This window comes from Caballeronia sp. (assembly GCF_049581465.1).
Taxonomy (GTDB): domain Bacteria; phylum Pseudomonadota; class Gammaproteobacteria; order Burkholderiales; family Burkholderiaceae; genus Caballeronia.
The window spans coordinates 1-3,126 of the sequence record NZ_JBAUSA010001273.1; the positions used below are offsets into that span (position 1 = coordinate 1).

A 3,126-nucleotide genomic window follows, 5' to 3' on the forward strand; every position below is an offset into this window, starting at 1 on the left:
CCTTCGGGGGAGATCTCCTGGACCCGATCTTCGTCCGCAACATATAGCACACGTTCCGGTTCGGCTCCTCCACTTACTGCCAAGAGATTGCCCAAGAGATTGCCAGCATAATTAAATGCAAAGACCCCTTTTTCACTGTTATTAGCTGAGCCCTCCACGCCTGCCTTACACGTATCTTTCGAAACGGCAGTACAGAGATTCCTTTCAGCTTCACCGGATCCAGATGTCTGGTCCTCGGTTTCATTGACTTCCTTGCCGACCATCAGCAGAAGCTGACCACTCGACGTGTACTCATCAACCCGAAAATTTTCAGAGTCGAGCACGTAGACATCGCCGGTCATTGGGTCAACTATCAAGTCCTGCGGATCGTCAAGGGCGGTAGCCACGGCGCCGGCCAGACCAGGCTTGCATCTCGCTCCTGTATTTTTGATTTCTTCCTCCGTACACACGTCGCCTTTGGTAGTCGCGTTAACTTCCTCGCCAAACGTCAGAACGAATTCTCCAGCATCGGTGAACTCTTGAACACGATGATTCGCCTGGTCGCCAACATATATATTCCCAGAAGGAGCGCTCGCCACACTCTCCGGATAGCTGAACGAACCGGCAGCACCGCCTCTACTTCCTGGCTGGCATTCATCTCCGGAGACGACAGTGCAGACATCACCTTTTGTGGTCTTATTGACTTCCCCGCCGATATGGCTGGAAAGGATCAGCTTGACAGGAGCTTCAGCGCGCGCGCTTGCTGCTGCGACAAACAAAGAACTCGTCGCGAGAATTGAGATCAGGAAACCGAAAAACTTTGTGTATAAGCTCATTTCCTTGTGTCCTCCCTGCGTAGTGCGCTTCCATTCGCTCCGGCAACGCTGGCATGTGGCCGAGACTTTCCTACCACGCTCTTCTTTTTGCTTGGACAGCCGCTCACCGTTATCTGCGTGCTCTGTTTGATGACCAAGCCATTCTGCGCCACAAACTCTGTTGGCATCTTCAGCTTGCTTTGCTCCGTGCACAGATCTCCGTTTGCGGCAAGCGCCGAGTCCTTGCCTTGCGGCAGATACAGTTCAAATGTACTGACCGGCACGTCCGGCACGGTCTTGAATGCACTACTGGTTATACCGGCTTTGCTGATGAAGGTCGTCCCGGTCAAATCGACCCGTACTCCGTCCCCTTGCAACACCACAATCAAGGAGGGGAATTCTTCGCCTCCATGGGACACGAAGTAGACGGGCCCCACTAGGCCAACCGGCAACAGTGGTGTCCTGGCCTTCGCGATTCCAACGATCGAACCGGAGGGACAGTCGGCGGGATTCGCTTCAAAGGTCGCCGCCGGACACGCCTTTTGCAGGGTGCTCAACCGCGACGGAAGTTGCTTTGGCAGGTCGACCTTGACGCGTGCGATATTCGCCTCCTTGCCCACCGATCCTGCGGGATACGACAGCTTTACATCAAGCCCGGCGCCCTTTGCGCGGCTGGTTCGCCCACCAACGCTCACGGTGAACCTGGGCTTGAAGGCCAGCGCTCTACACCCTCCTGCGGCGAATGGGCTCGTCACTTCGGTCACGGCGCCTTCAGCCCCAGACACCAATGCGCTGATCTTCTGTGCCGCGCAGTTCGTCGGGTTGAACATGAAGTTGGGCCTGTCGATATCGACCGTGATCCTGCGTAGACGCAGCGGAACGCCGAAGATGATCTGCGGCACGGCGTATGGACCGGCTTCGTCCGTGGTTATCGTAAGCGTGCTTGTCTGGCGATCGACGTTGATCCTCGCTCGCACCACCACCAGACCCAGATTGAAGGGCCCGGCGACGACATGCGTAACGATGCTCAGGCCGAATGGCGCGCCTTTGTAGGGCCCCGTGAGATAGACGTCTCCTTCGATTTCAAAGGGGTGCGAACCGGCGCCCGATGCGACTCGGGTCGTTCCGATCTTGGCGCTTTCCGGGCACGTACCCGCGTCGGCCTGCGGTTCGCCGCACAACGGAACCCTGGAAAGCATTCCCAGCAGACCCGCGGGCGTATGTACCTGAATGCCCTTCACATACTGTTCACGATCTTCACGCGTCATATTCATCGTGAAAGAGGTAAATGCGCCGGCCTGAGCAGAGACGGTCCCGGCCGCGAAGGCGGGATGAAGCGCCGGTGGGCTCGCGCAGCCTTCGACGTCGAAGTATGACAGCGCCGTACCGTCAGGGGTGCCCGCCGTCGCCAGTCCCGCCGGAGTAATTCCCGGCGTACTCCACGGCGTGAAATCCGCCGTCGTGATGGCGCGCTCGCAAGCCGCTGGATTGTCGATCGGCGCTCGCGGACCGCCATTCAGATGGATTCTCAATTCGCTGAACGGCGCCTGAGGCGTGTCTGAAGCCGTGGTCGTCAGCTGGCCGGTGGCGGGGTTCGCGTGAGTTTCAAGCGGCACCTTGAAATGTATCCCCGTATCGGCGAGTTCACCAGTACCGCCAAGTTCAAGATACAGCCGGTACAGGCTTCCATCGCGCGCGTCTTCCTCAGTGCAGACCGGTTGGCCCGATCCGCCACACCCGGGTCTCGCCAGATAGACATGGCCCTTGACCGGGATCGGCAGGAAAGGCGTAATCGCTTCCGCCGTCCCCACGGTAGAAGCGGCAGGGCAGTGACCTGCCGCCAATTGCAGTTCCCCACTGGCCCCAATTTCTTCCGATTCTGGGCCAGTGATGTTGATTCCTTCGGAGCCGAATTCATTACATGCCTGGATGCCGTCGACTATCCCTGGCGAGATCGACATGCCCTCCGGCAGCGTCAGGGTCGAGTTGCGGAGCTGAGGCGTGGCGGTCGATTCCGGAGTTTCACTCAGCGGTATCTGCAAGCCGATCGCCAATTCCACGGGTTCGTCCGCAAGTAGCGTATTCGGGTGTACTTCGATCGAGGGGTTGAAACGCAACAGATCACAACCTGTGGCCGCGGGCAGGGTAGATTCAGCTTCGGCATATCCTGAGTATTTGCCTTCGGACACGCTTCCAGGTTCCTGCCAGGAGTCGGCACGCAACACGGCGGTCTCAGGACCGGCTGAGCAGTCAGTGGGCATCGTCACGAATGGTGTTGGCTTGACTCCCGCGTGTTGACCGCCATCTTCGCAGGCAAAGGGGGCGTTTGCAC

Annotated in this window: 2 protein-coding genes; both read right to left on the minus strand. The window is 58.4% G+C overall.

Annotated features, from left to right (window positions below):
* Nucleotides 1-815 (minus strand): hypothetical protein (locus WCA53_RS30880; protein ID WP_423920459.1); only part of this gene is annotated, 815 nt, incomplete at its 3' end.
* Nucleotides 812-3,126: hypothetical protein (locus WCA53_RS30885; protein ID WP_423920462.1), on the minus strand; the 2,315-nt coding region annotated here is incomplete at its 5' end. The genes WCA53_RS30885 and WCA53_RS30880, both read right to left, overlap by 4 nt.